Below are 25077 nucleotides of genomic sequence, written 5' to 3' on the forward strand. Positions count from 1 at the left end.
GTTGATCCGGGGGGGGAATCTACATATGACGCTGAGTCATGACCGCAGTGACGAAGAACTAGTTGATGCTTTCATTGAAGGGGATAATAAGGCCTTTTCCACCATCGTGGAACGCCACCGCACGCGGCTGACCACCGTGGCACGGCGCTACACCAAAAACGATCACGATGCCCAAGATGTGGTCCAGGAAGCCTTCTTGCGCGCCAGCTGCAACCTGCACTCCTATCGGCGCGAATCCGCGCTATCGACTTGGCTGCACCGGTTGGTGAAAAATTCTGGCTATGACTACCTCAACCATCGCTCGAATAGGGAAAATGCCTCATTAGATACGGAGGACTTCGACGACGATCGCAACCCGCTGCTCGCGCATAATCCTTCCGAAAACCTAGCGGAGCAGCTGGCGGTGCGCGAGGCCATGGAGTTACTGCGCGAGGATCAGCGCGAAGCGCTGGTGCTTACCGACGTCGCCGGGTTCCGCGTCGGAGAAGTTGCCACCGCCCAAGGGGTAAAGCCCGGCACCATTAAATCCCGCTGCGCCCGAGCGAGGGAAGTCCTACGCGCCGCCATTGGGTGAGTTTGCTAATACCGACGTTTGTCAGTGTGGCGGGTAGACTCATGGCGTTACGCGAAACCACACTCTGATTTAAGGGAGTTAGCAATGACCGTCCACGATGTTGCCATCGTAGGTTCCGGCCCTGCCGGTTATACCGCCGCGCTTTACGCGGCACGCGCCGAGCTCAACCCGATTGTCTTCGAGGGCTTCGAGTACGGCGGCGAGCTTATGAATACTACCGAGGTAGAAAATTACCCCGGCTTCCAAAAGGGCATCATGGGCCCAGAGCTCATGGAGGAAATGCGCGCCCAGGCCATCCGCTTCGGTGCAGATTTGCGCATGGAAGTCGTTGACTCGATAGAGCTAGAAGGCGATATTAAGAAGCTGCACGTGGGTGACGAGCTCTTCGAGGCCCGCGCCGTCATCCTCGCCACCGGTGCCGCCCCGCGCCACCTCGGCGTACCAGGTGAGGAAGAACTTACCGGCCGCGGCGTTTCTACCTGTGCTACGTGCGATGGCTTCTTCTTCAAGGACCACAATATTGCGGTTATCGGCGGCGGCGACTCCGCCATGGAGGAAGCAACCTTCCTCACCAAGTTCGCGGACTCCGTCACCATTGTGAACCGCTCCGAGAACTTCCGCGCCTCTAAAATCATGCTGGAGCGCGCCCAGGCCAATGAGAAGATTAAATGGGAGACTAATAAGGTCGTCGAAGAGGTCATTGAAGCCGACGGCAAAGTTGGCGGTCTCAAGCTCAAGGACGTCACCAACGGCGAGACCTCTACCTTGGACGTGACTGCCATGTTCGTAGCAATTGGCCATGATCCGCGCTCTTCCTTCCTCAATGGTCAGGTCGAGCTAAATGACAATGGCTATGTTGTAGTTGAACAACCCACCACCAAGACCTCTCAGCCTGGCGTTTTTGCCTGCGGTGATTTGGTGGATGACCACTACCAGCAGGCAATTACCGCGGCCGGCTCCGGTTGCCGCGCGGCAATTGATGCGGAACATTTCCTCGCAGAAAGCCGTTAATTCAGTATGAGCAACGTCAAGAAAGTAACCACCGATACCTTCCGCAAGGACGTCATCGAGTCCGATAAGCCCGTCGTCGTCGACTTCTGGGCCGAATGGTGCGGCCCCTGCAAGAAGCTATCCCCCATCTTGGAAGAGGTAGCAGAGGAGCTAGACGGCGAGGTCACCATCGCCAAAGTCAACGTCGATGAAGAGCGCAACCTAGGTGCCATGTTCCAGATCATGTCCATCCCTAACGTGCTGATTTTCAACCACGGCGAGAAGGTAGACGAATTTGTTGGTCTGCGTTCTAAAGATGACATCGTGGCGCAAGTGAAAAAGCAACTTTAACTGTTAATCTAATTCCTATTAGATTAAGCGTGTAGAAATTCTGAAATGCGGCCCCTAAACACGGGCTGTGAAAGGGGTAAAAGGCGTGAACCGCGTTCTTCGAGTCGGCGATACAAGCGTGCGTGTAGCTGAGGCTCGCGCCACCTTGGCCCGTCTCGGCCTCTTGTCAGATTTCAAGGGGGAACTTTCTGCGTGGAAAAAGCAGAAGTACTCCGAGAGCGACAAGAGCTTTGATGCCAATTTGTCTGAGGTCCTCAAGGCCTTCCAGCAATCGCGCGGCATCGTGCCCACGGGAGAGATCGATGATCTCACCCTGCGCGAACTGCGCCAGGCCTCGTATACGCTCGGCAGCCGTGTACTTGCCTACGAGCCCGCAAATGAGCTCGTGGGTGATGATATCTCGCAGCTCCAGCAACAGCTGCAGGAGCTGGGCTTTTACCAGCAGCGCGTAGACGGCCATTTTGGCACCAATACCTACGCGGCGCTCAAGGAATACCAACACAACTGTGGCTTGCAAGAAGATGGTGTATGCGGTCCCGCCACCATCCGCGCCCTCAGTCTGCTTGGCCGCCGTATCACCGGCGGATCCGCGCACAATATCCAAGAGCGCGAGCGCGTGCGCAACGCCGGCCCTAAACTGGCGGGCAAGCGCGTTGTGATCGATCCCGCCTTGAGCGGCGGCGACGCCGGCCAACAGGTCAAGGGACGCTTTGGTGATATTTCTGAGCAAGAGATCCTGTGGGACCTCACCCAACGCATCGAGGGACGCATGATTGCCGCCGGCATGGAGACCATCATCTCCCGTCCTCGGACCTCCGATGCGGACGTGAAGTCCCGCGCGGAGTTGGCCAACGCCTTCGATGCGGACATTGTCATCTCTTTGGCTTGTGATTCCTACCCCAATGAGAAGGCCAATGGTGTTGCCACCTTCTATTTCGGTTCCGAATCCGGCAATTCCTCGCTTATTGGTGAGACCCTATCCGGCTTTATCCAGCGTGAGATTGTCGCACGCACCGAGCTGCTGGACTGCGGCAACCACGGCCGCACCTGGGATCTGCTTCGCCTGACCCAAATGCCGGTCATCCAGATCGTGCTGGGCTACCTCACCAACCCAGAAGACATAAAGATCCTCACCAATCCGTCCCGCCGCGACGATATTGCTGAGGCCATCGTCATCGCGGTAAAGCGTATGTATCTCATGGATCAGGATACAGTTGTGACAGGTACCTATAAATTTTCTGAACTCCTTCAAGCTGAGCAGTCCTAAGTCAACGAGATTTGCCCACAAATCTTGGCTCGAAGCGAATCATTCGATTAGTATCTACTGATAGTCTTCATTTCTACTATTTGAATGGATCTTCATGATGGATGCTTCGAGCCCCTCCGCGATCTCTCCCAAGGAAATGGGACGTGTAGTAGCTGCAACCACAATCGGTACGGCGATTGAATGGTACGACTATTTTCTATACGCGGCAGTAGCCGGACTCGTTTTTAACCAAGTAATGTTTTCTCCCTTAACCGGAAGTTTGGCCAGCATCGTGTCTTTCGCTTCTGTGGGCCTATCGTTTTTGTTTCGGCCCCTCGGTGCGTTTTTAGCCGGCTACTATGGAGATCGCTACGGTCGACGAATCGTCCTCATGGTCACACTTTTCTCCATGGGGGGCGCAACCACTTTAATCGGCCTCTTACCTACTTACGAAACGGTAGGTCTATGGGCTCCCATTATGCTCATTTTTCTCCGCATTATTCAAGGCGTATCCGCTGGAGGGGAGTGGGGATCAGCGGTATTGCTAGCGGTTGAACATGCTCCGAACCAGAAGCGTGGCCTTTACGGTGCCGGACCCCAAATTGGAGTTCCCATCGGTCTTCTCATGTCCTCGGGAATTTTATCCATTATGAATAGAATTGCGCCCGGAGATGCATTCTTTCAATGGGGTTGGCGCGTCCCCTTCTTACTTTCCTTCGTGTTGGTTATCGTGGGCTACGTAGTAAGAATCGGCGTCGATGAATCGCCGGTTTTCAAAGTTATAGCGGGCAACAAAAGTCATGAAGGCCCGAATCCCATTGGAGTTCTCTTCAAACAGCATCTACCTCTTGTATTTGTCGCCGCACTGGTATTTGCAGGCAACGGAGCTGTAGGTTATATGACAGCAGGAGGCTATATTCAAAATTATGCCACCAACCCAGAAGGACCCATTTCCTTTGAGCGCGGTGATGTGCTCAACGCAGTTACTTTGTCTGCCGTAACTTGGTTAATATTCACGCTATTCGCCGGCTGGGTGTCGGACTATATCGGTCGACGAAGGACTTATCTCATTGGATTTCTCGTACAGGCAATTGGAGCTGGAATACTCTTCCCACTGGTCAACTCAGCTTCACTGGGCCTTCTTTATGTCGCGCTTATCTTTCTAACTGTAGGCCTAGGATTAACTTATGGTGCCCAGTCCGCCATGTATGCTGAGCTCTACCCTGCATCCGTTCGTGCATCAGGGGTATCGATATCTTATGCCATTGGATCAATTCTCGGCGGCGCATTTGCACCTATGATCGCTGCATCTTTAGTAGATGCAACAGGCACAACAGTTGCGGTTACAATCTATCTAGTAGCTGCAAGCCTCGTAGGTTTTACTGCTATCTTGCTTCTCCAAGAAAGAAAAGGTATCCCTCTTAGCCCTGATTTTGAAACGGAACAATCTAAAAGTCCGTTTATTTTTGGTAAGTAACCTAAACAACGGTAGAACTGAGCCATCCGATTCCCATAATCTTCACTGTGACTATTTTATGGTCAATTCGTGGAGTTTCGGACAAATGATCCGAGTCGAACACGCTCTGCTTGACAGGCTGTAGCTGTCATTGAACGATTCTGAATCAGAATAGGAGAGTAACGCCAACGTCCCTCTCTGACGGCCTTTCAACCCGAGCAGATCAGAAGTGCAATTCAGGGGTGTACCAATTACTTCTTCTACTTTTCACTTTGACAAAGAGTACCGATTTCCTTGCAAGTGAATTGTAAAACTTCACAGAGAGGTATTTAACTACATAAAGCAAATTCGGCAGCAATGCAATAATTGCAAATAATTCATCATCCCAAAGTTAGCAACATTCTATTGAACGACACAAGACCCCCCCTTTAGGATCCTACGTCCGTATCAAATCTAAATACCTGGAGACGTCAATCGAAAGTTCAGAAAGCCATTAGCCTGACTTTAGGAGTTAAATAATCAGTGCTGCTACTAAAGCCTGCCTTGGGATTAAAAGATCGAATATTTTAAGTGACCGCAAAATAGCATTTGTTTAAACTTTCCATCTTTCGAAAGTTATCCACCTGGCTGCATTAGTGCCATGATGCGCTCAAAATCTTCTTGATCACCAAATTCCACGATCATCTTGCCCTTGCGTTTGCCCATGGTCACGGTGACTTTGGTGTCAAAGCGGTCCGATAGGCGCTCGGCAGAATCGGTAAAGTACTGTGGCTGTGGCGCCGACTGCTTCTTTTTTGATTCGGCCGGCTTGCCATCGCGCTTATAAAGGGTGACTGCCTCCTCAGTGGCGCGGACAGACAGGCCCTCCGCGATGATGCGGTTGGCTATATATTCCATCGCCTCCGTGTCATCCAAAGATAGAAGCGCACGCGCGTGGCCGGCGGATAAGGTACCAGCGGCTACACGTTTTTGTACCTCTACCGGCAGCTTAAGCAGGCGCAGCATATTGGTCACCTGTGGGCGCGAGCGGCCAATGCGGTCCGCCAGCTCGTTCTGGGTAACGCCAAACTCTTCCAATAGCTGCTGGTAGGCGTGTGCCTCTTCCAGAGGGTTGAGCTGCACGCGATGGATGTTTTCCAGCAGGGCATCGCGCAGAAGGTTGTCATCCTTGGTATCGCGCACGATGGCTGGAATAGTAGCCAGACCCGCCTTGGAAGAAGCGCGCCAACGGCGCTCACCCATAATGAGCTCGAAGCCACCCTCCTCGGAAGGGCGAACAACGACGGGCTGCAAGAGGCCAAACTCGCGGATCGAGTGAACGAGCTCGCCCAGCTCATCCTCGTCGAAGACGGTGCGTGGCTGCTTCGGATTAGGGATGATATCCCCAATGGAAATCTCACGGTAGGTCGCACCGATGGGAGCCGGGGTGGCCTGACGCTTCTTCGAAGATTGTGAGCCAGAACCCTGTTGAATGGTGGGCGCGCCCTTTACACGCTTGCCGTCGCCGCCCTTGCGGCCAGGCTGCGGGGTGGCATTTCCCAAGATGATATCCGCCGCGGAATCTCCCAGCCGCGGCTTGCGGGTAGGGGCATCAGGGCCAGATGGGATGAGTGCGGCGAGTCCCTTGCCGAGTCCACCTTGCTTCTGTTCTGCCATGAGTTCCTATCCTTCCAATTCCGCGTAAATCTCTGGGCTCACGCCAATCGCCCCGGTGGTCGGGTGCGGGCGATAATCGCCGCGCCGGTTAAGCTCGCGCGCCGCCGCAAGATAGGCGCGGGCACCGGTGGACGAAGGAGCGTAATCAATAACCGTAGTACCGTATCCCGGCGCCTCCGAAACGCGCACGGAGCGCGGGATAACATTGCCCAACACCACGGCACCAAATTGCTCGCGAACGTTATCTGCCACATCTTCTGCCAAGCGCGTGCGGGCGTCATACATGGTCAACAGCACGGCGGAGATATGCAGATCCTCGTTGAGGTGTTCACGGATCATGGAAATATTTCCCAGCAACTGGCCCACACCCTCGAGGGCGTAGTACTCGCATTGAATCGGGATGATGACCTCTTCCGCGCACGTCATCGCATTGATGGTAAGCAAACCTAGCGATGGCGGGCAGTCAATGAAAACGTATTCGAAGCCATGCTCCTCGAGGAAGCCGTTATGCAGGGCGTCATAAAGCCGAAATTCGCGGCGTACCAAGGACACCATTTCGATCTCCGCGCCAGCCAAATCAATGGTGGCGGGGATGCAGAAAAGGTTCTCGTTGTGCGAAGAAGGTTGCATAGCCTTCTCGGCGCTGCAGTCCCCGAGGAGCACCTCATAGCTGGAATCGGTGCCGGAATTATGTTCCGCACCCATGGCCGTGGAAGCATTTCCCTGCGGGTCAAGATCGATCACCAGCACTTTCTTGCCCTCTGCGGCAAGCGCTGCGGCCAAGTTGGCGGCGGAGGTGGTTTTGCCTACGCCGCCTTTCTGGTTAGCAATGGTGATAAGGCGCGGATTAGTCATGCCGTCTACTTTAGTTCACGCGCGGGACACGAATGATCGTGGTTCCCTCGATGGTGCTGACCTCGGCCTTTCCACCGCCGGCCTTCTTGATGTCAGCGGCATCGCGTTCTAGTTCTTCGTGTACGGAAGAGCCCTTCAGTGCGATCATCTCGCCCCCCTTGCGCACTAGCGGCAGCGACCACTTCGCAAGCTTTCCCAGGGGTGCGACGGCGCGCGAGGTCACCACATCGGCCCCCGCCACGGCCTTTTTGATCGGGCCTTCTTCAGCTCGGCCGCGCAGGACCGTCACGTTGTCGAGACCGAGCTCTTCTACCACCTCGTTGAGGTAGTTATAGCGCTTTAATAGCGGCTCGATCAGGGTTATCCGCAGATCTGGACGCGCAATGGCCAGCGGAATGCCAGGCAGTCCGGCGCCCGAGCCTACATCGATGACCGTGGCACCCTCGGGGATTGCCTGCTTGACGACGGCGCAGTTAATAATGTGCCTGTCCCACAAACGCGGCACCTCCCGTGGGCCTATAAAACCACGAGTGGACCCGTCTGTAGCGAGCGAATCATGGTAAGCCTGCGCGAGGGGCAAGCGGGAGCCGAATACTACTGACGGGTCCATCTCGGACACGATGGGGTTCTCCTCCGTGTTTATTTGTTTTTGCGCTGTTTCTTGGTGCGGTTGTCCTTCTTGCGGGCACCCGGCTTAGGTGCGGAAGTGCGCTTGGCCTCAGCCTTCGCGGCTTCCTCTTCTTCTTCCTCGCGGTCCATCTTGGCATAAACGATGCGGGTTTGGAAGAAGGTCCAGACCGTATTGGCCATCATGTAGAACAGCAAACCGATTGGCCAGATGAAGCCGGAGAAGATCAACATGGCTGGCATGACCCAGAGCATCATCTTGGACATCATGGCCATTTGCTGCTGCATCATTTCCGCATTCTGGCCCTGTGGCGCTTGGGTCTTACCGGCGGCGCGGCGCTGTTCCTGGCGGTTTAGGCTCATGCGGGCGTTGAAGTGCGTCATGACCGCAATGATGGCGATCATCGGAACGATGATTACGGCGACCTGGCTGGTGGTTACGCCCTCCACAATCGGCGAATTCAAGCGCAGGTTGGTGACCAGCGGGACATCGAAAATCTTGGCATCCAAGAACTGCTGGACCAGGTCCGGCTTAAAGATGTAGTTTGCGGTATTAGCGTTTTCCTCAATGGACATTGGATCGCCGCTGGGGTGGCCAATGCCACCGGCTACTGCAACGGTGCGGTCGAAGGAGCGCAGTACGTGGAACAAACCAACGAACATTGGAATCTGCACGAATACCGGCAGGCAGCCGGCCATTGGACGAACGCCAGATTCCTTGTAGACCTTCTGCATTTCCTGTGCAGCCTTGGTCTGATCGTTGCCGTACTTCGCACGGATTTCCTGCACCTTAGGCTGGATTTCCTGCATTTTGCGCGAGGAACGAATCTGGCTGATAGTCGGCTTGACCATCAGCGCCTTAAGCGTCCAGGTCAGCAGCACAATGGCCAGAATCCACGTAATGCCCCAGGATGGGTCCATTACGAGGGAAAGCAGCCAGTGCCAGAACCATAAAACGGCCGAAATTGGCCAATAAATGAAATTAAGCACGAGTGTTTAATCCTCAGTTGTTGTTGGTATCCGGAACCGGATCAAATCCGCCCGGATGCCAGGGGCCACATTTGCAGACCCTGGCAATTGCCATCGCCGTACCCTTGAATGCGCCATGTTTGGATAGCGCTTCAAGGGCATAAGCACTGCATGTCGGTTCAAACCGACAGGTCGATACCATCTTAAGGCCAGAGACATGTTTTTGGTAGAAACGAACCACTTTGACCATTGGTGTGGCCAATCCTCTGGCTGGGGGAATTTCCTCCCCGCGGGAATTTAGATATCCCATTGCTTGCGCAGTGCTTTAGCAAGATCTTTTTCTAATTGCTCACTGCTAGCAGTGGCGCTAGCGGGCAGTGCACGAATGACCACATCCACGCTGGCAGGCAGCTTGGGAATGAAAGTCATGCACACATGGCGAAGCCGTCGGGAGGTGCGGTGGCGAACCACTGCATTCCCGACGGCTTTAGAAACAATTAAGCCAAAGCGCGGCCCAGTGGCTGCGATTTCGGCTTCCTTGTCCGTACCTGCGTTATCGCGCGCATGCACGACTACCGTACGAGTGCCCGCCCGGCGACTGCCCTTCATCGTGCGCCGAAACTGTGTCGGCGATGTGAGCTTGTGCTGGGCCGGAAGCATAACTTACGCAGTCAGCTTTGCGCGGCCCTTCTTGCGACGAGCCGCAACGATTGCGCGACCTGCACGAGTGCTCATGCGGGTGCGGAAACCGTGCTTACGAGCACGACGACGGTTGTTCGGCTGGAACGTGCGCTTACCCTTTGCCACGTTAATTCTCCTTGAAGTTGTGCGTAGGCACACCACCGCTAACAGCGGCGCACCCACTGATGATTAGATTCCATGAACCTGACGCATCACAGTCTCTCCGGTGCACGGCGAGCCGACGGGCCCAGCCAGTGCGAGGTGACGCTGTCACTTTCACGCGCAACTCTTTGTTGCAATAGACCATGCCAGATTACGTGATTTCTGCCGCTAGAAACAAATCGACACCCGGGTACACCCGAAATTACATAAATGTTTTTTCCTGCAGCTAGGCGGCCAGATTCCGGGCTCTTACTGCGCCGAATCCACCGCACTGGAGGACCTATCCAGATCGGCGTCCAGGGGGTGAATTTTTCTCACTAGACACACCCGCCGCTTCGGCGGTACAACAGAAGAATCAAATTCCACAGCCAAGCCTGGCATGTGGATAACTCTAAATCAGCGCTTGAGACTTTTGCAGTTTCCGCAGCTTAACGCCATAAACCGGCCAATGAAGAGTTATCCACAGCCATGAACTAAGCTGTGAATAACTCTTTCATCCACACCTGTGGATAACTCTGTGGAGATCGAGGTGACTCGATAAAAACCACTGTGAAAACCACGGTGGAATCCACGGTGAAAATTGTTATTCAATGTCCACCCGTTCCCGACTAAATTCCACAAAGGTAGCCTGTTGTGACTGACCCACAAGCGAACCTGCATGCCATTTGGCGCGCGGTCGTTGATGACCTGCTCGCACAATCCGAGCAACCCAATTCCGAGGTCCCTAGTTTTTCCCATTCACAGCGCCTTTACCTCCAACTGGTCCGCCCCATCATGATGGTCGAGGGCTACACCCTCGTTGCCGCCGAGAACCTCGACGCCAAAAATGTGGTCGAAAATGAATTGGGCGAGTACATCGCCAAGGCCTTAACCCGACACCTCGGACGTCCCTGCTCCTTCGCGGTTACCTTGGCTACTCCGCAAGAACCACAACCACCAGCCACAGAGCCTTCTCCCCAGGCAGCTCCCCCGCAACAGCAGCAGGCTCCGCAAGCGCAACAACCCCAGCGCACGGAGCCTCCCCAGAACTACATTCCGCGCCCGCAACACTCTGATACCGGTTCACAACCGGCACCCGCCCAAAACAACTGGCAATCCAGCCATGCCCCAGCCAGCTTGGATGAGCTTGCCCAGCACTATAACCAGCAGCAGGCGCAGTCCGCGGGAAATTTCACCGATGCTAGCTCTAATTCCGCTCGCATCCCGCGCGAGGCTCCGGCACATGATCCCAACCGTGAAACTTCACTGAATCCGAAGCACACCTTCGATAGCTTCGTTATCGGGTCTTCGAATCGTTTTGCCAATGGTGCAGCCGTTGCCGTGGCCGAAAATCCCGCCCGTGCATATAACCCACTATTCATCTGGGGTGGCTCTGGTCTAGGCAAAACGCACCTTTTGCACGCCGCTGGTAATTACGCCCAGGTGCTGCACCCGGGTTTGCGCGTGAAATATGTGTCTTCGGAAGAATTTACGAATGACTATATTAATTCGCTGCGTGATGACCGCCAGGAATCCTTCAAACGGCGCTACCGCAATCTCGACATCTTGATGGTCGATGATATCCAGTTCTTGGAGGGCAAAGAATCCACCCAGGAAGAGTTCTTCCATACTTTCAATGCGCTGCACCAAGCCAATAAGCAGATCATTTTGTCTTCGGACCGCCCGCCGAAGCAGCTGACAACGCTGGAGGATCGCCTCCGCACGCGCTTTGAAGGCGGTCTTATTACCGATATTCAGCCACCAGATCTGGAAACGCGCATCGCGATTTTGATGAAGAAGGCGGCAAATGACGGCACCGAGGTGGATCGCTCCGTGCTTGAGCTCATTGCCTCGCGCTTTGAATCTTCCATTCGCGAGCTCGAAGGCGCACTTATCCGTGTTTCGGCCTATTCCTCTTTGGTAGATGAGCCAATCAACGTAGAGATGGCGGAAATCGCATTGCGCGATTTGGCCCCGGATTCCGCTGATCGAAAGATTACCGCTACCTCAATCATGGAGGTCACGGCAGACTTCTTCGATATTGATGTAGAAACTCTGCGCGGCGCCGGCAAGAAGCGCGCGGTAGCGCATGCTCGCCAGCTGGCAATGTATTTGTGCCGCGAGCTTACCGAGCTATCCCTGCCCAAGATCGGTGAACAGTTCGGCGGTAAGGACCACACCACCGTTATTTATGCCGATCGCAAAATCCGCAAAGAGATGACTGAAAAGCGCAATACCTATGACGAGATCCAGGCGCTTACCCAACGCATCAAGAATCGCAGTCGCGCCTAAGTCTTAGCGTGCTGCCTCAGCGCTCTCCTTTATATAAGGAGGGCGCTTTTGTTTTCCCGATCCCGCTTCCCAGATTTCGCCGGGGTCACTTGGGGTTGAAACCAGCTAGAAAGCTAGACAGAATCCTCCACGCCGCACCGGCACACCCGTGTAATTTCACAAATAAGGCCCGAAACCCTCTAAAAAGGGCCGTTTATCTGCAAGAAAAGTTATCCACAGCGTTATTCACACTTGTGTAATTTCAACTTTGTAATTCATAGATCTTACTCACAGTTTTTAATTCCACAGGCCTTGTGCTGGGAGAGCCACCCTGTGATCAGTGTTGTGTGTAGATCAGTGATCAAATGACAAAACCTGTGGATAAAACGGCGATCCCACTAGTTGTCCACAATTCACCCCGATTGATCACAGTAAGATCACAAGATTTGCCACACCCCGGATCTGCGCCATGAACTTGTCATTTACCTAGTTACCCACAGATCCCACACCGCTTATTACTACTACTAAATTATTTCTCTGATCTGTATAGAAGAAAGAGGGTGTGTGGAATTCGGCCCGCCCCGCCTCCGGCCAGGCGCGGATCGAGCGGGCAAAGATGGAATTACACGTTGTGGCGCACCGCGCCCAATGCGGTAAGTTGGAAGCCAGTCTTTTGTAAGTAACAAATTTCCTACTTGCCTCAGAGGAGCTCTTCGCACCATGGATGAAGCCGTGTCATTTCGCGTTGCCAAAGATGACCTTGCCAACGCCGTAGCGTGGGTTGCTCGCAGCCTGCCTTCCAAGGTCACTCAGCCCGTGCTTCGCGCGATGTTGATCACCGCGGATGACAATGGTCTTGAGTTCACCGGCTTCGATTATGAGGTTTCTACCCGCGTCCGCATCGCCGGCATGGTGGATGAGCCCGGACAGATTGCGGTAGCCGGCAAGCTCCTCTCCGATATCGTTGCTTCTTTGCCCAACAAGGAAGTAGAGATCTCCCAGGTAGATTCCAAGGCACTGGTTACTTGTGGTTCCTCTCGCTTCGAGCTGCCACTGATCCCACTGGATGATTACCCTCAGCTTCCGGTATTGCCAGAGGTTACGGGCACTATCCAGCCACAGCTTTTCGTCGAGGCCATCCACCAGGTCGCTGCCGCAGCCGGCAAGGATGACACTTTGCCTATGCTCACCGGTGTGCACATGGATATCCATGGCAAAGACATTGAGATGACGGCAACGGACCGCTTCCGTCTGGCCATGCGCACCTTGGAATGGGAGCCGAAGTCCCCGGATGTCGAAGCCAAGCTATTGGTACCTGCTAAGACCCTCCAGGAAACCGGTCGTTCCCTGGACCCGCATCTCAACATTCCGGTAGAGATTGCCGTAGGTACCGATGACAATATTGGTGCGGATGGTCTCTTTGGTTTGCACGCGGATAACCGCGAAACCACCACGCGCATGCTGGATGCGGACTTCCCCAATGTGCAGCCGCTGCTGCCGAAGAATCACACCAATATTGCCTCCATTGAGGTGGCTCCGCTGCAGGAAGCAATCCGTCGCGTTTCTTTGCTGACGGATCGCAATGCACAGATTCGCATGGAATTCGCCGATGGTCAGGTAACCCTATCTGCCGGCGCGGATGCCGGTAATGCGACCGAGACCTTGCCGTGCGCCTTCCATGGCCGCGATGAGTTTCTCATTGCCTTCAATCCGGGCTACCTCAAAGATGGCTTGGCCGTCATCAACACCGACCGCGTGGTCTTCGGCTTCACCGAGCCTTCCCGCCCAGCCATTATGATCCCAGAACCGGAAGAGCTGCCTGAGGCCGATGAAGATGGCAACTTCCCCACGCCGAAGACCAACTTCACCTACCTGCTCATGCCGGTTCGCCTGCCGGGCTAATGTACGTCAGGGATCTCGATGTTCGGGATTTTCGCTCATGGCCCGAACTTAATGTGCAGCTAGGGCCCGGGATCACCCTTTTTGTCGGGCGCAATGGCTTTGGCAAGACCAATATCGTCGAGGCCATTGGTTATACTGCCCATCTTTCCTCCCATCGCGTATCTCACGATGCACCGTTGGTGCGGCAGGGTGCCGATAGTGCACGGGTGTCTATTACCGCGGTGAACCAGGGCCGCGAGCTCACTACCCATTTGCTGATTAAACCCCACGCGGCCAATCAAGCGCAGATCAATCGCACGCGCCTGCGCAGCCCCCGTGAGCTGCTGGGCGTGGTAAAAACGGTGCTCTTTTCCCCGGAGGATTTGGCCTTGGTGCGCGGGGAGCCGGCCGGACGGCGCGCTTATCTCGATAGCATCATTGCCTCGCGGACTCCGCGCCTTGCGGGTGTAAAGGCCGACTATGACAAGGTACTCAAGCAGCGCAATGCCTTGCTGAAATCAGCCTCCGGCAGCCTGCGCCGCGGCTATTCCGATAGCGACGGTGCCGCCGCATTGGCTACCTTGGATACCTGGGATGCGCAGCTTGCCCGGCTCGGCGCCCAAGTAATCGCCGCGCGCCTTGCGCTTGTCGACGCCCTCTTGGACCACATCCCCGCCGCTTATTCCGGCCTGGCACCAGAATCGCGGCCGGCGCAGGTGGAATATAAGTCCACTATCGATACCTCGGATCGCGAGGTACTAGAGGCCGTCTTGCTTACCGAGTTGGCCACCGCCCGGCAGCGCGAGATTGAACGCGGCATTTCCCTGGTGGGCCCGCACCGCGACGATCTGGTGCTTAATCTGGGTGATCAGCCGGCCAAGGGCTTTGCCAGCCATGGTGAGACGTGGTCCTATGCCATTGCGCTGCGCCTGGCGGAGTTTAATCTGCTGCGGCAAGAGGGAGGATCGGATCCGGTGCTCATTTTGGATGATGTATTTGCCGAGCTTGACGCCAAGCGCCGCAAGCAGCTTGTCCACCTGGCCGCCGAGGCCGAGCAGGTGCTCATTACCGCGGCGGTAGATGAGGACCTACCGGGGAACTTGGAACCCATCGTGCGCTACCGCGTGAGCGTGGAAGATACCGATACCGGCCGCATCTCCAAGCTCAGTGCTGAGGATGCCGGCGAGGATGGGGATGGTGACAAGGATGAGTGAGGAACAAGGGGGCGTCGGCAAGCAGCGCATTGATCCTGTCACCCAGTACTTTAAATTGGTACGGTCCACCTCCAAGAACCCGCCGAAGCTAACCCGCCCTGTGCCAAAGATGCCGGTGCCCTCTCTGGAGAAGGCACAAAAGCAGGGGTATATGGGCTATCAACGGGGTATCCCTACGGGACCAGATGGCAGGAAGAAACGGCGAACGCTGGCGGTGCCGAGCCTGGGAGCCCAAATCAGCCGCGAGGTAGTCAATCGCGGCTGGGAGCACGACCTAGCCAATGGTTGGGTGATGGGTAATTGGGAGAATCTCGTGGGCGAGCGCATCGCCGCCCATACGCAGCCGCAGCGGATTAAGGACAAGGTTGTCTATGTGTCCTGCGATAACTCCACCTGGGCTACGGAGCTGCGCTACCTGCAGCGGCAAATCCTGCGGAAAATCTCTGATCGCCTAGGCCCGGATGTCATTGTTGAGCTGCGCATTCATGGGCCCAAGCAGCAGCGAAATTATGAGGGGCGGCAGTGGGTGAAACCACAAGGATCGCAAGATACGTATGGCTAATAGGTTGCACTTGGATCCGACCTTTAAATCCTAAATAACCTCAGAGCGCGCCAGATTCCTATCTCTCACGGGTGTGGGGTGTCTTTCAGTAGGGGGTATCCGTGTAGAATAGTTAAGGTCTTAGAATTAGCTATAGCCAAAAGGAGAGCACGAATCCGTGGCTGAAGAACACGCATATGATGCCGGGTCAATTACGATCCTGGAGGGCCTCGAGGCCGTCCGTAAGCGCCCCGGCATGTACATTGGTTCGACCGGTTCGCGCGGCCTGCACCACCTCATTTGGGAGATCGTTGATAACTCCGTCGATGAGGCTATGGCCGGCTACGCCGATAAGGTTACCGTCAAACTGCTGGAAGATGGCGGCGTCGAGGTCATCGATAATGGCCGTGGTATCCCAGTAGAAATGCACGCCTCCGGCGCACCTACCGTCCAAGTGGTCATGACGCAGCTGCACGCCGGCGGTAAATTCGACTCCGACTCCTACGCCGTATCTGGCGGCCTGCACGGCGTAGGCATTTCCGTGGTGAACGCGCTTTCTACCCGCGTAGAAGCGGAAATTAAACGCGATGGTAAGCACTGGTATCAAAACTTCCAGAATGCCGTCCCGGATGATCTCGTTGAGGGTGGCAACGCCCGCGGCACGGGTACCAAAATCCGCTTCTGGGCGGATCCGGAAGTATTTGAAACTACCGAGTACGATTACGACATCATTGCTCGCCGCCTGCAGGAAATGGCCTTCCTGAATAAGGGCCTATCCATTGAGCTCATCGATGAGCGCGTTACCGAAGAGCAGATCGAGCTGGAAGAAATCGCCGATGCAGAATCCGGCGAGACCAGTGCGGATGAAACCTCCTTCGATGATGCCCCGGACGCTGGCGATACTTTCAACGAAGAATCCGGTGAAGCGGCGGAAGCTGCGGCGGAAAAGAAGCGCCGCAAGAAGATCACCTTCCACTACCCGGATGGCTTGACCGATTACGTCAAGTACCTCAATAAGTCCAAGACCGCGATCCACCCGACTATCGTTTCTTTCGATGCCAAGGGCGAAGATCATGAGGTGGAAGTAGCACTGCAGTGGAATCAGGGCTATAAGCAGTCCGTGCACACTTTTGCTAATACCATCAATACCCACGAGGGCGGCACGCACGAAGAAGGCTTCCGCGCGGCCCTAACCTCCTTGATGAACCGCTATGCCAAGGAGCATAAGCTCATCAAGGAAAAGGATGGCAACCTCTCCGGCGATGACTGCCGCGAGGGCTTGGCCGCCGTCATTTCCGTCAAGGTGGGCGATCCGCAGTTCGAGGGCCAGACCAAGACCAAGCTGGGCAATTCCGAAATCAAGGGCTTTGTCCAGCGTGCGGTGAACGAGCACGTCAATGACTGGTTCGATGCCAATCCGGCTGAGGCAAAGGCCATTATCAATAAGGCCGTGTCCTCCGCACATGCTCGCATGGCTGCCCGCAAGGCCCGCGAGATGGTGCGCCGCAAATCCGCCACCGACCTGGGCGGATTGCCCGGCAAGCTCGCGGATTGCCGCTCCAAGGACCCGAAGATTTCCGAGCTCTACATCGTGGAGGGTGACTCCGCAGGTGGTTCCGCTAAGGGCGGCCGTGATTCCATGTTCCAGGCCATCTTGCCTCTGCGCGGCAAGATCTTGAACGTGGAGAAGGCCCGCATGGATAAGGTCCTCAAGAATGCTGAGGTCCAGGCGATTATTACTGCACTGGGTACCGGTATCCACGAGGAGTTTGATATCAAGAAGCTGCGCTACGACAAGATCGTGCTCATGGCCGATGCTGACGTCGACGGCCAGCACATTGCTACGCTGCTATTGACCCTGCTCTTCCGCTTTATGCCACAGCTGGTTGAGGACGGGCACGTGTACCTGGCTAACCCGCCGCTGTACAAGCTCAAGTGGTCCAAGGGCACTCCGGGCTATGCCTTTTCCGACGACGAGCGCGATAAGCTGTTGGCCGAGGGTCTGGAGCAAAACCGCAAGATCAACAAGGATGACGGCATCCAGCGCTACAAGGGTCTGGGCGAGATGAACGCCGCCGAGCTATGGGAAACTACGCTCGACCCGAGCACCCGCATCCTGCGCCGCGTGGATTTGGAAGACGCGCAGCGCGCCGATGAGCTCTTCTCCATCCTCATGGGTGACGATGTCTCGGCCCGCCGCTCCTTCATTACCCGCCGCGCCAAGGACGTCCGCTTCCTAGACATCTAAACCGCAGCACAAAGCCCACCGTGGAAAATACTGCGGTGGGCTTTAATTGTGGCGTTTTAAAGCGCGAGCCCTAGGCCTGGGAGCTGCGCTGATCCGCTACGGCGAATCCCAGGGAGGCAAGACACATGGACAGGATGACGCCGAAGCCGGCGACGATGGAAAGCGGCCAGTCCGCGTTCGTGCCGTGCAGGGTGGCAAAGACTATGGCCGTGATGACGGCAAGACCGATGGCCGTGCCGATGCGCTGGCCGGTCTGGAGGACAGCGCCCGACGATCCAGCGTAGGCCTGAGGGACATGTGCCAAGGTGAGCGTCTGGTTAGGGGAGATGACCGAGCCTTGCCCGCCGCCCACCAAGGAGAGCGACAGGACCATCCACCATTCGCTGGTACCCCATTGCTCGGTGGCCCAGATGAGCGCAATGGTGGAAACGAGCCCGGAGATGGTCACCATCATGCCGATAACCACGACCTTGCGGCCGTGGACGGACACTGACCGGCCGGCCAGTGTGGCAGAAATAGAGCTCAACAAAGCGGCCGGAATGCCTACGGATCCGGCAGCGAGGGCGGAGTGCCCGAGACCGCTTTGGAAGTAGAGCGCGACGAGCACCCAAATGCTGGTAATGCCCATGAACCATAAGGTGGCGATGATGGTGCCATTGCGAAAGCTCGCAGTAGCAAAGATATTAAGATCCACCATTGGTGGATGACCGGTGGCCTTGTGTCGTCGCTCCCACAGCACCCATGCCACCAGCAAAAACGCGCCCAGGAGCAGCAGCCACCACACGCCAGGTGTTCCAGAAGACTCCATAAAGGGGAAGAGGATGGCCCACACGGCGGCGCCAAGGATGACAGCACCAATGGGATCAAGGGTGGCTAGGGTCTTGAAAATTCCCAGTTTATTGCCCATTTCATCGCGTACACGAGAAAACAGCGGCCGCGGAAACCACATCAATCCCAAGATGATGGCAAAAAGGCCGACGGGGAAATTGACCAGCATAGTCAACCGCCAGCCCAGGTCCGCGCCACCCAGGCGTATGAGTAGGCCACCAAGTACCGGTCCAATGGCCACGGCGAGGCCCACCGTGGAGCCAAAATAGCCGAAGGCACGGGCCCGCTCGGGGCCGCGGAAGTATTGCTGGATCATGCCCACACCCTGGGGATTAAGCAGGCCAGCACCTATGCCTTGGATAAAGCGGGCGGCATTGAGTGCCTCAGCATTAGGGGCAAAACCGGCGACTGCGGCGCTGATGGAATAGATAGCGATGCCAGCTAGAAAGATGCCGCCGCGGCCGACGAGATCTCCGGCGCGGCCGGCCGCCACGAGGATGACGCCGAAGGTGAGCGCATAGCCGGAGAGCACCCACTGTACATCCGAATTAGAGGCCCCTAAACCCGATTGAATAGAGGGCAGGGCCACATTAACAATGGATACGCTCAGCAGCGACATAAAGAGCGCCGTGAGCAAAACGATAAGTACCCGCCAGCGAGCGGGATCTTGGCCGGCAGGGTACTCGGTCTGGTTAGCTGCGGAAGTAGTCACTTCCACACTTATACCTGGCGTTTAGAAGGCGATTCAACTGCCGGAATCTACATATGCTTCTGCAGCACGCGGCCGAAATCCGGAACCGCAGGGGTGAGGAATTTCGAAGCCTTAGCGCGCAGGGAGTTATAAGGCTTGGATAGTGCGGGGGAGTTGACCTGCTCGGCATGCTTATCGGCTACCGCCATGATGGCATCACTGACCTCGGCGCTGCGCGGCTCCAGGAAGGAACCGAAATCCTGCTCAGAGCTGTTTTCAAACTCTTGCCAGTGCGGGTCCATAGCGTCGAGAACATCCGGTAGCACGCGGCTTAGCGCCTTGGTGATGATGGCGGAGTCGACCTTCTTCGCGGCGGCGACTGCGCCCTTCAGCGCCATGCCGGTAATGCCCGATTGCTTGGCGACGACCCTCTCAACCAGCTCGCCACAATCGCTTATCACCGCAGTGCGCTGCGGACCTGACATAAGTTCAGAAAGATGTGCCATGCTGCACCACCTTACGCGAATTAAGCCGGCTGTCCCGGCAGGCCAGGAAGGTTGGCCTGAATGGCAGCAATCTGATCGGCGATCTGGCCCAAGCCAGCATCGCGGGCTGCCTTTTCCAGATCCACGTTGGGGGAGTAGAGGGCCACGGCGCTGGCCAGGGCGGTGACGCCCGCGGCCGCTGCGGTGATGATCAACGTGAGATCCAGCTGGGAAGAACCGGTAGAGGAACCACCAGTCTGGCCCTGTTCAAATTCCGGATTTACCTCGTCTTTCCAGGAATCCGCCTCAGCTGCAGTAGCGGTAGGAGCAGTGATGGCGGTGGCGGTTAGGGCCGCGGCGGTAAGGCTCGATACGGCGATCTTCTTGACGTGGGACATGGTGCTAGTTCCTTCCTTGGGTCACTCTTCCCAAAACTTAGGCAACTTCTTTAACACTAAGGTAGACGCGCACGGTGAACTTTGCGAACTCTGCGTTATACCCGCTCAGCGCCGGAACGCGGGCTAAAACCTCCGTCATAGCGCGGGCGGCATCGCGGTGGCTATCGTGGATGGCTATTCCTTCCACCTTGGCAGTGCTGGCCGCCGCAGCGGCCGCAAGAGCAGCAAAATTGGTGATGCGGACGTTAAAGCGCGCGCAAAACTCGTGTGCCAAAAGGTAGAGCTGTTCGGTACTCATGATCACCTAGGACTGCGTGGGCCGGGCGCGGCGGATTTCCGCCTCCAGCTCAGCGCGGCCGGGGAGGAGGGCGCGGGCGGTGGATTGCACGTGGGCGTCGGCAAGCGTGCGGGCTGCCGCCGCAACGATGGCGCGCACTACCGCTTCATGTTTGGAGGTACCCTGCGCCGAGGCCAGCAGGGTGAGCGCGTGGTCTTGTTCGGCCGTAAGCCGCAATGTCATTGCCATGCCTTAGTGATACCACGGTGATACCATGCGTGCGGCAATTCGGGCCCTGAAAGGCGCTAAAGGGTAGAATCTGGCGTTATGAGTGACAATAACGACGATCTTTTTGATCGCATATTTCCCATTGACATTAATGAGGAGATGGAGTCGAGCTACATCGACTACGCCATGTCCGTCATCGTCGGCCGTGCCCTGCCGGAGGTGCGCGATGGACTAAAGCCGGTGCACCGCCGCATCCTCTACGCGATGTTCGATTCCGGTTACCGGCCGGAGCGCGGCTACGTAAAGTCCGCCCGCCCGGTCTCGGACACCATGGGTCAGTTCCACCCGCACGGTGACTCCGCCATCTATGACACCTTGGTGCGCTTGGCCCAGTCGTGGAATATGCGCTACCCACTGGTGGATGGCCAGGGTAACTTCGGCTCCCGCGGTAACGATGGCCCAGCAGCAATGCGTTATACGGAGTGTAAGCTCACTCCGCTGGCCATGGAGATGGTGCGCGATATCCGCGAAAACACCGTTGATTTCTCGCCCAACTACGATGGCAAAACCAGCGAGCCGGACGTACTGCCGTCCCGCGTTCCAAACCTGCTGATGAACGGTTCGGGCGGCATTGCCGTGGGTATGGCCACCAATATCCCTCCGCATAACCTCAACGAGCTGGCTGAGGCCATCTACTGGCTACTGGATAATCCAGACGCCGATGAAGAGGCTGCGCTGGAAGCCTGCATGGAACGCGTTAAGGGCCCGGATTTCCCCACCGCGGGCCTCATCGTGGGCGATCAGGGCATCAAGGATGCCTACACCACCGGCCGCGGATCCATCCGCATGCGCGGTGTGACCTCCATCGAGGAATCTGGATCCCGCCAGACCATTGTGATTACCGAGCTGCCGTTCCAGGTCAACCCGGATAACCTCATCTCCAATATCGCGGAGTCCGTGGCCAGCGGCAAGATCGCGGGTATTTCCAAGATTGAGGATGAATCCTCCGACCGCGTTGGCATGCGCATCGTCGTCACCCTCAAGCGCGACGCCGTGGCCCGCGTGGTGCTCAATAACCTCTACAAGCACTCCCAGCTGCAGACGTCCTTCGGCGCGAATATGCTCTCCATTGTCGATGGCGTGCCGCGCACCCTCCGCCTGGATCAGATGCTGCGCTACTACGTGGAGCACCAGATCGAGGTCATCGTTCGCCGTACCCAGTACCGCCTGAATGAGGCCGAAAAGCGCGCCCACATTCTGCGCGGTTTGGTCAAGGCCCTAGACATGCTCGATGAGGTCATTGCCCTTATCCGCCGTTCGCCCACCGTGGACGAGGCACGCGAGGGCTTGAAGGAGCTTCTCGACGTCGACGATATCCAGGCCGACGCCATCCTGGCCATGCAGCTGCGCAAACTGGCTGCCCTGGAACGCCAAAAGATCATCGATGAGTTGGCGGAAATCGAGCGCGAGATCGCTGATCTGAAGGATATCCTCGCCCGCGAGGAGCGCCAGCGCCAGATTGTCCACGATGAGCTGGCAGAGATCGTCGATAAGTATGGCGATGAACGCCGCACCGAAATCATTCCGGCAACCGGCGATGTGACCGATGAGGACCTTATCGCCCGCGAAAACGTTGTAGTCACCATTACTTCTACGGGCTACGCTAAGCGCACCAAGGTGGATTCCTACAAGGCGCAAAAGCGTGGTGGCAAGGGCGTGCGCGGCGCTGAGCTCAAGCAGGACGATATTGTCAAGAACTTCTTCGTCTGCTCCACGCACGACTGGATCTTGTTCTTTACCAACTTCGGCCGCGTCTACCGCCTCAAGGCTTATGAGCTGCCAGAGGCCGGTCGCGCCGCTCGTGGCCAGCACGTGGCAAACCTGCTGGAATTCCAGCCGGAAGAAAAGATTGCCCAGGTCATCCAGATCCAGTCCTACGAGGATGCTCCTTACCTGGTTCTCGCTACCCAGCAGGGCCGCGTGAAGAAGTCCCGTTTGACCGATTATGAGTCCGCGCGTTCCGCTGGCCTTATCGCCATCAACCTCAACGAGGGCGATGCTCTCATTGGCGCACAGCTCGTCTCCGAGGGCGACGACATCCTGCTCACCTCCGAGCAGGGACAGGCCATCCGCTTTACTGCGGACGACGACCAGCTGCGCCCCATGGGCCGCGCTACCGCTGGTGTGAAGGGCATGCGCTTCCGCGGCGATGACCAGCTGCTGTCCATGTCCGTGGTCCACGATGGCGAATTCCTCTTGGTTGCCACCTCCGGCGGCTACGGTAAGCGCACCGCTATCGAGGAATACACTACGCAGGGCCGCGGTGGCCTGGGTGTCATGACCTTCAAGTACACCCCGAAGCGCGGCAAGCTAATCGGCGCCATCTCTGTGGATGAGGATGATGAAATCTTCGCCATTACCTCCGCCGGCGGCGTCATCCGCACCGAGGTGGACCAGATTCGTCCGTCCTCCCGTGCCACGATGGGCGTGCGCTTGGTCAACCTGGGTGACGATGTCGAACTGCTTGCCATCGACCGCAACGTCGAAGAAGATGGTGAGGAAGACGCTCAGGCCGTGGCTAAGGGCGAAAAGACCGTGGATGAGGTCCAGCAGGAACACAAGGCTGGCGATGCTTCCAAGGATGAGGAGTAATTAATGGCACGACGAGACATAACGATTACGCGAATCTCGCCTATCTCGGCATTCCGCGTCGGTCTGGCCCTGTCACTCGTCGGACTGATCGCCTGGATGCTGGCCGTATGCCTGCTTTATATTGGCCTGAACCAGGTGGGGATTTGGGAATCGCTCAATAGCCTCGTCGGCGGCGTCGGCGGCGGATTCGAGGTCACCTTCGGTGTCGTCATCTCCGCCTCCGCGCTCATCGGCGTTATTTTCGCCGTTCTCCTTACATTGCTGGCTCCCCTGATGGCGGTTATTTATAACGCCATCGTGGACGTCTTTGGCGGCCTGCGAGTCGACCTAGACAACCGCTAGCGCCTCTCTCACCCTAGAGGATGCCGGCACCTTCGGGTGCCGGCCTTTTCTTCTATCAGCACGAATCTTCCCCTTTTTGTTTAGTGGTATGAAATGCTTCTTGAGCAGGCGATTTGTATAAATCCGGGGATAGTATGTAGAGTTAATTCTCGTTCCGCACAAGGGCCTATAGCTCAGTCGGTTAGAGCGCATCGCTGATAACGATGAGGTCGCTGGTTCGATTCCAGCTAGGCCCACCACGGAACAATGGGGCATTAGCTCAATTGGTAGAGCATCTGCTTTGCAAGCAGAAGGTCAGGAGTTCGATTCTCCTATGCTCCACAGCATGAAGTCCGGCCTCCTCTTCGGAGGGGCCGGACATTTTTTATTTCCGCGGTCGTTCCCAAGCGCTCTGAGAAGTGACACAATGGCGAGCGCTCCACTCGGATCACCATTTTCGTCCATATAAACCGGCAAAACCGTCGACGAAAACCGAGGTTTGGATGGACGATATCGTTGAAGACAGCACTAAGCCAGTCTCGAAGAGGGAGCCGATGATGGATGGCAGTGGCCTCTACACAGTTGCACGGCAGCGCGCCGAAGAGATGCTCGGCTCGCAGGTACAGCATCCTTTCGGGCCCGACTGGGAAGTATTCAAAGTACGCGACAAAATTTTCCTGTTACTGACAGCAGTGACAGGTCAACAGCAAATGATCATTAAGGCCGAGCCGGAGGACTGCCAAGCGCTACAGCAGCAATACCCGTTCATTGCGCCGGGCTACCACATGAATAAGCGTCATTGGGTTTCCGTCTATCCACACGCAGAGCTGCACAAACAGCTGATAGAGGAGTTAGTCACGGATTCCTATCGTTTGGTGGTGGAGAAGCTGCCAAGAGGGCAGCGGCCGATCGATGCGTCCTTTGGGCACTAAGGTCTTTGCGTTTAGGGCAGTGATGAGTCACTTTAGAATTAAAGCCAAGTTGATAGAATAAATCCCATGACCGAGCGCGATGACTACTGGCTAAATGATGAAGAACTCGCATCATTTATGTCCCTAATGAGCGTAAATATTCGCTTGACCAATATTTTGGATGCTCAGCTGCGCGATGACGCAGGCCTGAGCTTTTTTGAATATACGGTGCTCTCTCGACTATCTGAGGCGGAAAATCGCGAGATGCGTATGCGTGATCTGGCGATTACCGCCAATGGATCTTTGTCTCGCTTGAGCCAGGTCGTTACGCGCCTAGAAAAGCAAGGGTGGGTCGTGCGCCAGCCGTGCCCGACTGACGGCCGCACCACCATGGCACAGCTGACGGATAGCGGCTGGGATAAGGTAGTAGAGACCGCGCCTGGACACGCTAAGCAGGCTCGGAAGTCCGTAATGGATAACCTGACCCGCACGCAGATCCGCCAGATGCTGCAGATCAATCAGCGGATCATAAAGGCCATCGAAAATGATGAGCGCTATGGTGGGCGCTATTAGTCAGTTTCCTCG

Annotated in this window: 26 protein-coding genes and 2 tRNA genes; 16 read left to right on the top strand and 12 right to left on the bottom strand. The window is 56.3% G+C overall.

Annotation, left to right across the window (positions count from 1 at the left end):
- Positions 1 to 25 precede the first annotated feature (25 nt).
- The 5 genes from WMQ00_RS07770 to WMQ00_RS07790 all read left to right on the top strand — a co-directional run bounded on the left by WMQ00_RS07770 (position 26) and on the right by WMQ00_RS07790 (position 4638).
- Positions 26 to 574, top strand: coding sequence for an RNA polymerase sigma factor (locus WMQ00_RS07770; RefSeq protein WP_239206122.1), 549 nt, complete (start codon positions 26 to 28; stop codon positions 572 to 574).
- Between the two features lie 84 nt (positions 575 to 658).
- Positions 659 to 1585: a thioredoxin-disulfide reductase gene (trxB, locus tag WMQ00_RS07775; RefSeq protein ID WP_239206124.1), complete on the top strand. Its 927-nt coding sequence runs from the start codon at positions 659 to 661 to the stop codon at positions 1583 to 1585.
- Positions 1586 to 1591: 6 nt separating this feature from the next.
- A complete protein-coding gene (trxA, locus tag WMQ00_RS07780; RefSeq protein WP_023020190.1) occupies positions 1592 to 1915 on the top strand; it encodes a thioredoxin in 324 nt (107 codons plus the stop codon).
- Positions 1916 to 2000: 85 nt separating this feature from the next.
- Positions 2001 to 3182: an N-acetylmuramoyl-L-alanine amidase gene (locus tag WMQ00_RS07785; RefSeq protein WP_023020191.1), complete on the top strand. Its 1182-nt coding sequence runs from the start codon at positions 2001 to 2003 to the stop codon at positions 3180 to 3182.
- A 136-nt stretch (positions 3183 to 3318) separates the two neighbouring features.
- Entirely contained in the window at positions 3319 to 4638 is a 1320-nt protein-coding gene (locus WMQ00_RS07790; RefSeq protein ID WP_445293062.1) for an MFS transporter, read from the top strand.
- 594 nt (positions 4639 to 5232) lie between these two features.
- Here WMQ00_RS07790 and WMQ00_RS07795 read toward each other — a convergent pair.
- Genes WMQ00_RS07795 through rpmH form a run of 7 tightly spaced genes read right to left on the bottom strand, consistent with a single transcriptional unit; the run spans position 5233 to position 9531 of the window.
- On the bottom strand, positions 5233 to 6273 hold the full coding sequence (locus WMQ00_RS07795; RefSeq protein WP_316330815.1) for a ParB/RepB/Spo0J family partition protein: 1041 nt from the start codon (positions 6271 to 6273) through the stop codon (positions 5233 to 5235).
- A gap of 6 nt (positions 6274 to 6279) precedes the next feature.
- On the bottom strand, positions 6280 to 7128 hold the full coding sequence (locus WMQ00_RS07800) for a ParA family protein (RefSeq protein WP_023020194.1): 849 nt from the start codon (positions 7126 to 7128) through the stop codon (positions 6280 to 6282).
- A 10-nt stretch (positions 7129 to 7138) separates the two neighbouring features.
- On the bottom strand, positions 7139 to 7738 hold the full coding sequence (rsmG, locus tag WMQ00_RS07805) for a 16S rRNA (guanine(527)-N(7))-methyltransferase RsmG (RefSeq protein ID WP_049359070.1): 600 nt from the start codon (positions 7736 to 7738) through the stop codon (positions 7139 to 7141).
- Positions 7739 to 7767: 29 nt separating this feature from the next.
- Positions 7768 to 8745 (bottom strand): membrane protein insertase YidC, encoded by a 978-nt coding sequence (gene yidC, locus WMQ00_RS07810; protein ID WP_316330814.1) that lies wholly within the window; start codon positions 8743 to 8745, stop codon positions 7768 to 7770.
- A 13-nt stretch (positions 8746 to 8758) separates the two neighbouring features.
- Positions 8759 to 8974 carry a membrane protein insertion efficiency factor YidD gene (gene yidD, locus WMQ00_RS07815; protein ID WP_259887629.1) on the bottom strand — a complete coding sequence of 72 codons (216 nt, stop codon included), beginning with the start codon at positions 8972 to 8974 and terminating at the stop codon, positions 8759 to 8761.
- 47 nt (positions 8975 to 9021) lie between these two features.
- Positions 9022 to 9384, bottom strand: coding sequence for a ribonuclease P protein component (gene rnpA, locus WMQ00_RS07820; protein WP_023020197.1), 363 nt, complete (start codon positions 9382 to 9384; stop codon positions 9022 to 9024).
- Positions 9385 to 9387: 3 nt separating this feature from the next.
- Positions 9388 to 9531 carry a 50S ribosomal protein L34 gene (rpmH, locus tag WMQ00_RS07825; protein WP_003847033.1) on the bottom strand — a complete coding sequence of 48 codons (144 nt, stop codon included), beginning with the start codon at positions 9529 to 9531 and terminating at the stop codon, positions 9388 to 9390.
- Between the two features lie 669 nt (positions 9532 to 10200).
- Here rpmH and dnaA point away from each other — a divergent pair.
- From dnaA to gyrB, 5 genes are all read left to right on the top strand, one after another.
- Entirely contained in the window at positions 10201 to 11838 is a 1638-nt protein-coding gene (gene dnaA, locus WMQ00_RS07830; protein WP_239206134.1) for a chromosomal replication initiator protein DnaA, read from the top strand.
- Positions 11839 to 12537: 699 nt separating this feature from the next.
- On the top strand, positions 12538 to 13719 hold the full coding sequence (gene dnaN / locus WMQ00_RS07835) for a DNA polymerase III subunit beta (RefSeq protein ID WP_248100278.1): 1182 nt from the start codon (positions 12538 to 12540) through the stop codon (positions 13717 to 13719).
- On the top strand, positions 13719 to 14912 hold the full coding sequence (recF, locus tag WMQ00_RS07840) for a DNA replication/repair protein RecF (RefSeq protein ID WP_316330813.1): 1194 nt from the start codon (positions 13719 to 13721) through the stop codon (positions 14910 to 14912). The genes dnaN and recF overlap by 1 nt, the downstream gene beginning before the upstream one ends.
- On the top strand, positions 14905 to 15474 hold the full coding sequence (locus WMQ00_RS07845; RefSeq protein WP_034655616.1) for a DciA family protein: 570 nt from the start codon (positions 14905 to 14907) through the stop codon (positions 15472 to 15474). Before recF ends, WMQ00_RS07845 begins: the two co-directional genes overlap by 8 nt.
- Positions 15475 to 15631: 157 nt before the next feature.
- Positions 15632 to 17701 carry a DNA topoisomerase (ATP-hydrolyzing) subunit B gene (gyrB, locus tag WMQ00_RS07850; RefSeq protein ID WP_023020202.1) on the top strand — a complete coding sequence of 690 codons (2070 nt, stop codon included), beginning with the start codon at positions 15632 to 15634 and terminating at the stop codon, positions 17699 to 17701.
- Between the two features lie 70 nt (positions 17702 to 17771).
- Here the strand turns inward: gyrB and WMQ00_RS07855 are convergent, their stop codons facing one another.
- The 5 genes from WMQ00_RS07855 to WMQ00_RS07875 are packed head-to-tail and all read right to left on the bottom strand — an operon-like array spanning position 17772 to position 20629.
- Complete coding sequence (locus tag WMQ00_RS07855) at positions 17772 to 19247, bottom strand: MFS transporter (protein ID WP_316330812.1); 1476 nt, start codon at positions 19245 to 19247, stop codon at positions 17772 to 17774.
- A gap of 41 nt (positions 19248 to 19288) precedes the next feature.
- The gene (locus WMQ00_RS07860) at positions 19289 to 19726 is read right to left on the bottom strand and encodes a DUF6918 family protein (RefSeq protein WP_301716429.1); all 438 of its coding nucleotides are present in this window, start codon (positions 19724 to 19726) and stop codon (positions 19289 to 19291) included.
- 20 nt (positions 19727 to 19746) lie between these two features.
- Positions 19747 to 20103, bottom strand: coding sequence for a hypothetical protein (locus WMQ00_RS07865; protein ID WP_284836026.1), 357 nt, complete (start codon positions 20101 to 20103; stop codon positions 19747 to 19749).
- 37 nt (positions 20104 to 20140) lie between these two features.
- Positions 20141 to 20401: a cell filamentation protein Fic gene (locus WMQ00_RS07870; protein ID WP_284836025.1), complete on the bottom strand. Its 261-nt coding sequence runs from the start codon at positions 20399 to 20401 to the stop codon at positions 20141 to 20143.
- A gap of 6 nt (positions 20402 to 20407) precedes the next feature.
- Positions 20408 to 20629, bottom strand: a complete 222-nt coding sequence (locus WMQ00_RS07875; RefSeq protein ID WP_086588404.1) for a CopG family transcriptional regulator — start codon at positions 20627 to 20629, stop codon at positions 20408 to 20410.
- A 78-nt stretch (positions 20630 to 20707) separates the two neighbouring features.
- On the opposite strand from WMQ00_RS07875, the gene gyrA reads away from it, so the two are divergent.
- The 6 genes from gyrA to WMQ00_RS07905 all read left to right on the top strand — a co-directional run bounded on the left by gyrA (position 20708) and on the right by WMQ00_RS07905 (position 25065).
- Positions 20708 to 23260 carry a DNA gyrase subunit A gene (gene gyrA / locus WMQ00_RS07880; RefSeq protein ID WP_301716431.1) on the top strand — a complete coding sequence of 851 codons (2553 nt, stop codon included), beginning with the start codon at positions 20708 to 20710 and terminating at the stop codon, positions 23258 to 23260.
- 3 nt (positions 23261 to 23263) lie between these two features.
- Positions 23264 to 23602 carry a DUF3566 domain-containing protein gene (locus WMQ00_RS07885; protein ID WP_023020209.1) on the top strand — a complete coding sequence of 113 codons (339 nt, stop codon included), beginning with the start codon at positions 23264 to 23266 and terminating at the stop codon, positions 23600 to 23602.
- A gap of 162 nt (positions 23603 to 23764) precedes the next feature.
- Positions 23765 to 23841, top strand: a tRNA-Ile gene (locus WMQ00_RS07890).
- A gap of 9 nt (positions 23842 to 23850) precedes the next feature.
- A tRNA-Ala gene (locus WMQ00_RS07895) sits at positions 23851 to 23923 on the top strand.
- A gap of 161 nt (positions 23924 to 24084) precedes the next feature.
- Positions 24085 to 24513 carry an MmcQ/YjbR family DNA-binding protein gene (locus WMQ00_RS07900; RefSeq protein WP_023020210.1) on the top strand — a complete coding sequence of 143 codons (429 nt, stop codon included), beginning with the start codon at positions 24085 to 24087 and terminating at the stop codon, positions 24511 to 24513.
- Between the two features lie 66 nt (positions 24514 to 24579).
- Positions 24580 to 25065 carry a MarR family winged helix-turn-helix transcriptional regulator gene (locus WMQ00_RS07905; RefSeq protein ID WP_023020211.1) on the top strand — a complete coding sequence of 162 codons (486 nt, stop codon included), beginning with the start codon at positions 24580 to 24582 and terminating at the stop codon, positions 25063 to 25065.
- Positions 25066 to 25077 lie beyond the last annotated feature (12 nt).

Source organism: Corynebacterium sp. KPL2825, assembly GCF_037908445.1.
In the GTDB taxonomy this organism is placed as follows: Bacteria; Actinomycetota; Actinomycetes; order Mycobacteriales; family Mycobacteriaceae; genus Corynebacterium; species Corynebacterium kefirresidentii.

Excerpts from the sequence above, each read along its gene's own strand:
- WMQ00_RS07790 (WP_445293062.1), top strand. The coding sequence starts at position 3,319 with ATGGGACGTGTAGTAGCTGCAACCACAATCGGTACGGCGATTGAATGG.
- WMQ00_RS07795 (WP_316330815.1), bottom strand. The coding sequence starts at position 6,273 with ATGGCAGAACAGAAGCAAGGTGGACTCGGCAAGGGACTCGCCGCACTC.
- WMQ00_RS07900 (WP_023020210.1), top strand. The coding sequence starts at position 24,085 with ATGGACGATATCGTTGAAGACAGCACTAAGCCAGTCTCGAAGAGGGAG.
- WMQ00_RS07845 (WP_034655616.1), top strand. The coding sequence starts at position 14,905 with ATGAGTGAGGAACAAGGGGGCGTCGGCAAGCAGCGCATTGATCCTGTC.
- yidD (WP_259887629.1), bottom strand. The coding sequence starts at position 8,974 with ATGGTCAAAGTGGTTCGTTTCTACCAAAAACATGTCTCTGGCCTTAAG.
- rnpA (WP_023020197.1), bottom strand. The coding sequence starts at position 9,384 with ATGCTTCCGGCCCAGCACAAGCTCACATCGCCGACACAGTTTCGGCGC.
- trxB (WP_239206124.1), top strand. The coding sequence starts at position 659 with ATGACCGTCCACGATGTTGCCATCGTAGGTTCCGGCCCTGCCGGTTAT.
- WMQ00_RS07770 (WP_239206122.1), top strand. The coding sequence starts at position 26 with ATGACGCTGAGTCATGACCGCAGTGACGAAGAACTAGTTGATGCTTTC.
- rsmG (WP_049359070.1), bottom strand. The coding sequence starts at position 7,738 with ATGGACCCGTCAGTAGTATTCGGCTCCCGCTTGCCCCTCGCGCAGGCT.
- WMQ00_RS07860 (WP_301716429.1), bottom strand. The coding sequence starts at position 19,726 with ATGGCACATCTTTCTGAACTTATGTCAGGTCCGCAGCGCACTGCGGTG.
- WMQ00_RS07875 (WP_086588404.1), bottom strand. The coding sequence starts at position 20,629 with ATGGCAATGACATTGCGGCTTACGGCCGAACAAGACCACGCGCTCACC.
- dnaN (WP_248100278.1), top strand. The coding sequence starts at position 12,538 with ATGGATGAAGCCGTGTCATTTCGCGTTGCCAAAGATGACCTTGCCAAC.
- WMQ00_RS07905 (WP_023020211.1), top strand. The coding sequence starts at position 24,580 with ATGACCGAGCGCGATGACTACTGGCTAAATGATGAAGAACTCGCATCA.
- WMQ00_RS07885 (WP_023020209.1), top strand. The coding sequence starts at position 23,264 with ATGGCACGACGAGACATAACGATTACGCGAATCTCGCCTATCTCGGCA.
- WMQ00_RS07865 (WP_284836026.1), bottom strand. The coding sequence starts at position 20,103 with ATGTCCCACGTCAAGAAGATCGCCGTATCGAGCCTTACCGCCGCGGCC.
- WMQ00_RS07870 (WP_284836025.1), bottom strand. The coding sequence starts at position 20,401 with ATGAGTACCGAACAGCTCTACCTTTTGGCACACGAGTTTTGCGCGCGC.
- recF (WP_316330813.1), top strand. The coding sequence starts at position 13,719 with ATGTACGTCAGGGATCTCGATGTTCGGGATTTTCGCTCATGGCCCGAA.
- trxA (WP_023020190.1), top strand. The coding sequence starts at position 1,592 with ATGAGCAACGTCAAGAAAGTAACCACCGATACCTTCCGCAAGGACGTC.
- gyrA (WP_301716431.1), top strand. The coding sequence starts at position 20,708 with ATGAGTGACAATAACGACGATCTTTTTGATCGCATATTTCCCATTGAC.
- WMQ00_RS07800 (WP_023020194.1), bottom strand. The coding sequence starts at position 7,128 with ATGACTAATCCGCGCCTTATCACCATTGCTAACCAGAAAGGCGGCGTA.